Genomic DNA, 7,016 nt, shown 5'->3' on the forward strand with positions numbered 1-7,016 from the left:
GTGTTAGCGCCAGTAAATTTACGTTTGTCTAGAATACTTTGGATAAATATGTTTGTTAGTTATAAAAAATAAGAACTTGTCTTAACCAATTGGTTATTTTTTTATACATTGTATTAAACAAGTATATACACCTATATATTTGTGTAAAACTGCCCCTATATTTGCATTATTTTATTATGAAAACAGTAAAACTAAGCATTTTTTTATTTCTTTTTTGTTGCAGTATTTACGCTCAAAAAAAAGAAACTTACTTTCAAAAAATAATAGACACTACTAAAAATAAAGAATTAAAATTAGCTGCTTTAGATAGTTTAGTATATAATGTTAGAGACCAGAAAAATTTAGATTTATTTGCAAATAGATTAGAACAATATGTTGATTTAGCAATAGAGTTAAAGCAATATGAAAAAGCAGCTGAACTTACCATAAGAGGTTTTTACAATATCAATATAAAACTAGGACAAAGAGAAAAAGCTTTAAATCTAATTGAAAAAATTGAAAAACATATAGACAAGATTGAAAATGCTTATTTAATTGGTGGTTTGTATTTAAAAAAAGGCGGAGGTTATTTTAATGGTAAAGACTTTAATAGCGCCAAAAAATATTATGAATTAGCTATAAGTAATTTCAAAAATAAAGATTCTATCCATAAAGCAGATGCAATCTATTTTAAAGGTATGGCAAATTATGAGCTAGGTAACTATAAAAAAGCTATAGATGATTATAATTTAGCAGCAGTTTATTATAAAAACTTGGGAGACAATGATTATGTTTTTTATACAAAGTCTGAAATTATTAGTGTTTATGGAATTAATGGTTTTACCAAAAAAACAATAGAAGAAGGTGAAAAATTAATTAACGAAAAACTTGCTGTTAAATATTACAATAATTTAGTAGTAGATTATTTTAATCTAGCAACCAATTATGGCAAGCTAAACCAAACAAAAAAACAAGAAGAGGCTTTATTAAAAGCAATTTATTATAACAAAAATAATAAAAATGAATTTGATTTAAGCGCACAACTATATGCAGGAATTGTACGATTTTATGCCGACAAAGATGTGGACAAAGCAAAAAAATATTTAGACAAAGCAGCAGAAATAGTTAAAAATGTTGATAAAGAAACTTTAGATTACAGCTATTTTAAATTCGCTAAGGCTGTTTATTTATTTGAAAAAGGATATTACAATGAAGCATATACAAGTAGTAATAACCTTTTAAAGCAATTTAAAAAAGCAAACAGTATAGAAAATATTATTAAACTAAATAAACTGCTATTTAAGATTGAGCAAAAAAGAGGAAACCATCGTAAAGCTATAAATTATTTAGAGAAATCTAACCAATTAAAAGACTCAATTTATAGTGTTAAAAAAACAAATGCATTAACTTACTATCAAACGCTTTATGAAACCGAGCAAAAAGAAAAGGAAATTAACAAACAAAAAGCAGACATTGTTTTATTGGCTAAAGAAAATGAAGCCAAACAACGTCTGATTATATTTGGTAGTATTGGTGCTGCTTTACTTTTTTTAATCTTTTATTTATATAGAAATAAACAAGCTGCGAATAGAAAAACCAAATTGCAAGAAGAATATTCCCAAAAACTATTGCTATCTCAAGAGGAAGAACGCAAACGTATTTCTAAAGATTTACACGATAGTTTAGGGCAAAGTTTATTGCTAATAAAAAATAAAATTTCTTTAAAAAGTGATGATAAAACTAAAGAATTGGTTAACAACGCCATTGAAGAAATGAGAAGTATTTCTAGAGTTTTACATCCTTTTCAGTTAGAAGATATTGGTATTTCTAGAGCATTAGAAAATCTAATTTCTCAATTAGACGAAAGCTACCAAAACACCTTTATTTTTGGTGATATTGATGATATTAAAAATGTATTTAATCAAACCAAAGAAGTAAATATTTTTAGAATTGTACAAGAGTGTTTATCTAATGTTATAAAACATGCCAAAGCAGAATCTGCAAAAATAACTTTAATTAAAAATGATACAAATGTGATGTTATCTATTAAAGACAATGGTATTGGCTTTGATTTTTCTGAAAAATATAATGACTTTAAAAGTTTAGGTTTAAAAACCATAAAAGAAAGAGTTAAATTTTTAGAAGGCACCTTAAAAATAGACTCTATTAAATATGAAGGAACTACTTTTACAATTCAATTTCCTGTATAATGAGTTCTTTAAAACTATTTATTGCAGATGATCATCCAATCCTTTTAAAAGGTTTAGAAGATCTTTTAATCGAAAAAAAGTTTGATGTAATTGGTAAAGCTACAAACGGACAAGAAGCTCTAAATTTTATTATAAAAAACCAGCCAGATATTGCTATACTTGATGTAGAAATGCCTTTACAGACTGGTATAGAAATTGCAAAAAATTGTAAGAAAAATAAGATTTCTACCAAAATAATTTTAATTACGCTTCACAAAGAAATAGACTTGTATTTACAAGCCAAAAAATATGGGGTTTTTGGATATATTTTAAAAGAGTTTGCTTTAGATGAAATAGAAACTTGTATAGAAAATGTTAGTAGAAACATACCTTATTTTAGTAAAGAAATAAAACAACTAATTGGTTTTACCGAAGAAAATAATACCATTTTAAAAGAACTTACACTTTCTGAAAAACGAATTTTAAAACTAGTTGCACAACATAAAACGAACAAAGAAATTGGTCATTTACTATTTATTTCTCCAAGAACTGTAGAAAAACACCGTAGTAAAATCATATTAAAATTAGATTTACCGCATGAAACAGGTGCTCTTTTATCTTGGACCTTAAAAAACAAACATTTGTTTAATTAGGGTATATCTACCTACAATCTATCTCATTTTTATTTGCATTTTTGAATTGTATATCAACAATTAAACTTTTATGTTATGTTTTTTAAAGAAAATAATTTTAAAAAGAATTGAAACCATGGTTGATAAAGTAGAGTTTTATCAGCAAAGAAAAAGAGCTAATAGTAAAAGTAGAACCTATTATTACATTAATAAAAATAGAAAAAAAATAAAAGAAAAAATTAAGGCATAAATCTTTTTATGTCTATTTCTTTGTCTAATTCTTTACCTTGTTCTAAGTGTAAAAATAAATTCTTTGCAACAGTAGGTGCAATCATTACACCACGTGTACCTAAACCGTTTAAAATAGCTAATTTTGTATGTTTAGAGTGCACACCTACCAAAGGCCTTCGGTCTTTTACAGCAGGTCTAATACCTGCTGTTTGTGTTGTAATTTTATAAGGCACAGAAATTACTTTTTTTAATTTGGCAACCAACTCTTCTCTACCCTCTTTAGAAGGTAAAGATGTTTTGTCTTTATGATTAAACGTTGCTCCAACTTTGTAATAATTATTCCCTAATGGTAATACAAATAAGGTAGATTTTAATAAGAAATTTATAGTTAATTCTGGCGAATAAATAGTAATGGTTTCTCCTTTAACCTCTTCTAATGGCAAATGATTAAAATAAGGGTTTTGTTTTACACCAAAACCCTCTGCAAAAAGTATTCGATTAACTTCTATGTCTTGATATTGCATACAACTTTCTTTAAAAATTATATCTTTATGTATAAATTTATCAAAACGAATTGAATGACGGGTTTTTAGATAATCTCTATAGGTTTCTATTAATTTTTTTGTGTCTACCCAACCTGCTTCTTTTACATTTCCAAAATAAAAATCGGCTATAACTCCGTTATATTTTGCGCTATCTAAAGTAGTTTCTAAAAATGGTGCTACTTTAGGTTTATCAAAAGCAGCAAACCAATTATTTTGATCCTCTATAGATTTAAAAGCCTTTTTTATCAAAATTTTTTCATCCACTTTTATATGTAGCTTTTCCTCTAATTTTTGATAAAAGGGCATAGCAACTTGTAATTGTTCTTTAGCGTTCCAAACAGGCGAAAATCTTTTTAAAATTACAGGATTGTAAACGCCACCAGCCACTAAAGAAGATGTTTGTGAGTGGTCCTCGAAAACCATAAACGTTTTATTTGCGTTGATTAACTCTTCTACAAAAGCTAAACCTGCTAAACCCAAACCCACAATTATATAATCTACTTTCATAGCACAAAAATACTTTTTAAAACGGAAAAAAGCGCTCTAGGTTAGAACGCTTTTATTTATTTATTGTAAATATTTAAGAAGATTCTGCTTTTCCGCAGCATTAGTTCAACGTATAAATTTGCTTTAAATACAAAAATGAGTTTTACTAATAATTCCACATATCTATTTCTCTGTTTCTAATATCTTCTTTAATTTTATTAGCCTCTAACAACTGAAATAAAGAATTCCCTCTTACGTAATCTTCTATGGCTCTATTACCATAAATATTTTCTTCTCTAACAATTACAGAGCTAAATCTTCTAGCATTTAATAAATGGTCAAATGAAATTGGATGCGATGCATTTTTTGGATTAAATACCTTTGTATCATGTAAAATTTCTCTTGCAGATGGAAAGAATATCCAAAATAATTCGTACAACTCTTCGTCTTCAATTTCTTGAACCCCTAGAGTTTGTACATCTTTACTCATTGGCGCTAATGCTAGCAATCTATATTTTAATTCTCCTTGACGTTTATCAAAATACCACATTCCTTTTATCATATAACCAGCAACATCCTGTGTTTGAATTCTAAAAGTATCTGTATACCCATTTTCCTCTCTAATATTTACCAAACGTTGATCTATTTCGTTTTGTGTAATTTTAGAGGTAAAGAAAGAATCTGAATAAGCTTCTTTGATTTTACCTTTTTTGATTCCTTTTATTAGGGTATCAAACAAAGATCTTCTATCAGAAGAAATATTCGTAGTATCTATTGGAAAATAGTAGGGTAAGTTTATTTTTTGATTTAAATCGATAAACTCCCACACAACTTTAGACCATAATACATCTCTGTCATCTACATAACCATAAGGAATTGGGCCATCATTATCAGCCGCTAATTGTTGTTCGCTTTTAACCCCAATTTGATCTACAGATTTTGCATTTAGTAAATTTGCTTGCGCATTTACCAAATTTGTAGTAAAAAGGGCTATACATATGTATATACAATTTTTTATCATAACTATGTTTTTGTTTTTCTAGTTTGTAATCTCTATACTTACTGGTATAACTTTTTTAAGTTGATAAGTAGAGTTTCCTACAATTGATGCTTTGATATCAAAAATGGTTACAACATCTCCTCTTCTTGCTTTAGACAATGCTTTTTTTGCTTGTGCATTAAATTTTGTACCAGTTACTAATACTGTTACTTGACCTGGCACTTTAACTTTAAAGCTTTTAACTTGTAATTTTAAATCGAAAACAAAATCTGGCAAGCCTGCACCAATTGGTGTGTTTGCTAAACTACTTTTTGGCATTTGTACAACACCAAATTGTCCTCTTGCACTACCCATTGCAGCAGGTATGTCTTTAATTCTAAAAGTTGCTTTAGAATTTACAGTTTTACCACTACTAAGTTTAGCACTTACATTTATATTAGCTGTATTACCTGAACCTGCACTAAAACTATATTTACTGCCGGAACCAGTTAATCTACCACCTGTTGCAGAAACTTTTAAATTGTTACCGCTTACACCTGGTAATGATATAGAAATAGGGTTTTGTACACCTCTATAAACTACGTTCATCTTATCGGCAGAAACAACTGCACTACTTGGCTCTGCAATAACTGAATATTTACTTTCAAAAGGGATAACAGCTGGTTTACCGTCTTGCATGAAAGTAATTTCTCCTTTTATGGTTTTTTCACCAACATTTCCTGCGGGTATATCTAACAATACCTGTCCATTTTCTACACTATTGGTAATATCTTTACCATTTAGAGTAACTTTATTTGGTACTAAATTAGAATCGTATCTTCCTAAAACTACTTGACCTGTAACTTTTTCACCAGCAAAATATGCTGTTTTATTTAAAGAAACAATTCCTTTATAGTTATTTGTTGTTAATTTACTATCCGCTTCTAACTGACCTCCTAAAAGAGAAGTTAAAACATCGCTTTCAGTATTTTTTACATTTGCTTGTAACTGAGTTATATTCGTCAAAGACGCAATCAAAGGAAATCCTTTATATCTTCTATCTAACCAATCTTGATTATTATCTGACGTTGTATTAAACCTAAATTTAGTTCTTTCATTTAAAGCTTTAAAATCTGAACCTAAAGTTGTAATAACAGTTTCACGATAATTTTCAATTTTATCAACAAACTCTTGACCTTCTTTTGTATAATTATCTCCTTGAAAGAAATAAGCATCTAAAAAATCAGTCTTATCCATTGTTTCATAATCTTTTGTATCTTCTATGCCAGCAGTCATTTTTGATTTTAAATCTGCCAAATAAGAATAGAAACTAGATGAAGCCGTTTTTATTTGTTTTGCTTTTTCGTTTAAAGATCTAAATTTTTCTGGTTGATCTTCTGCTTTTAAAGCCAAACCTTCATAACTTAGGGTATTCTTTTTTGTTGTTGCTGTGTTGCTAATCACAATCTCTTCGTTCATAAAACCAAAAGCAGATAAAACTTCTTTACTCATATTTAATGCTAACATTGCAATAAATACCAGATACATTAAGTTAATCATTTTTTGTCTTGCGGACATTTTTCCTCCTGCCATTCTAATTAGTTTTTAAGTTGTTATACATTAGTTTTAACTAATTATTATTTTGTTGACATTGCAGAAAGCATACCACCATAAACTCCGTTTAACGAAGACATGTTTTTTGCCAAAGCATCCATTTGTTCTTTTAATTTTTCTGAATTTTCTACCATAGCTGTGTTTAATGCTGCTTGTTTTCCAGAATTTTCAACTTGAATTTTATACAAATTGTTTAAAGACTCCATTTGTAAAGCAGCTTTAGACATTTCTTCGTTGTATTTATTGGTAGATGCAACAGATTCTGATGCTGCAGATAAACCTTCTGCTGCGTTTTGAAAGTTTTTCATACTAGAGCCTAAACTTTCCATTAAACTTGAATCGATTTTAGCCTCTTTTAATA

General features: G+C 28.2%; 5 protein-coding genes and 1 pseudogene. 2 read left to right on the plus strand and 4 right to left on the minus strand.

What is annotated here, in order from left to right; genetic code table 11:
* The first annotated feature begins 176 nt into the window (after positions 1-176).
* Together ACTG3S_RS10035 and ACTG3S_RS10040 are read left to right on the plus strand one after the other, a co-directional pair.
* Positions 177-2,189 carry an ATP-binding protein gene (locus tag ACTG3S_RS10035; protein WP_439129223.1) on the plus strand — a complete coding sequence of 671 codons (2,013 nt, stop codon included), beginning with the start codon at positions 177-179 and terminating at the stop codon, positions 2,187-2,189.
* Positions 2,189-2,821, plus strand: a complete 633-nt coding sequence (locus ACTG3S_RS10040) for a response regulator (RefSeq protein ID WP_439129224.1) — start codon at positions 2,189-2,191, stop codon at positions 2,819-2,821. Before ACTG3S_RS10035 ends, ACTG3S_RS10040 begins: the two co-directional genes overlap by 1 nt.
* A 218-nt stretch (positions 2,822-3,039) precedes the next feature.
* Here the strand turns inward: ACTG3S_RS10040 and ACTG3S_RS10045 are convergent, their stop codons facing one another.
* The 4 genes and pseudogenes from ACTG3S_RS10045 to ACTG3S_RS10060 form a co-directional block, all read right to left on the minus strand.
* Entirely contained in the window at positions 3,040-4,083 is a 1,044-nt protein-coding gene (locus tag ACTG3S_RS10045; RefSeq protein WP_439129225.1) for an NAD(P)/FAD-dependent oxidoreductase, read from the minus strand.
* A gap of 145 nt (positions 4,084-4,228) precedes the next feature.
* On the minus strand, positions 4,229-5,083 hold the full coding sequence (gene gldN, locus ACTG3S_RS10050) for a gliding motility protein GldN (RefSeq protein WP_439129226.1): 855 nt from the start codon (positions 5,081-5,083) through the stop codon (positions 4,229-4,231).
* Between the two features lie 18 nt (positions 5,084-5,101).
* Positions 5,102-6,634, minus strand: a complete 1,533-nt coding sequence (gldM, locus tag ACTG3S_RS10055; protein WP_439129227.1) for a gliding motility protein GldM — start codon at positions 6,632-6,634, stop codon at positions 5,102-5,104.
* Positions 6,635-6,678: 44 nt separating this feature from the next.
* Positions 6,679-7,016 (minus strand): annotated as a pseudogene (locus ACTG3S_RS10060) (gliding motility protein GldL); the annotation flags it as partial.

Source organism: Polaribacter sp. (genome assembly GCF_965656025.1).
Taxonomy (GTDB): domain Bacteria; phylum Bacteroidota; class Bacteroidia; order Flavobacteriales; family Flavobacteriaceae; genus Polaribacter.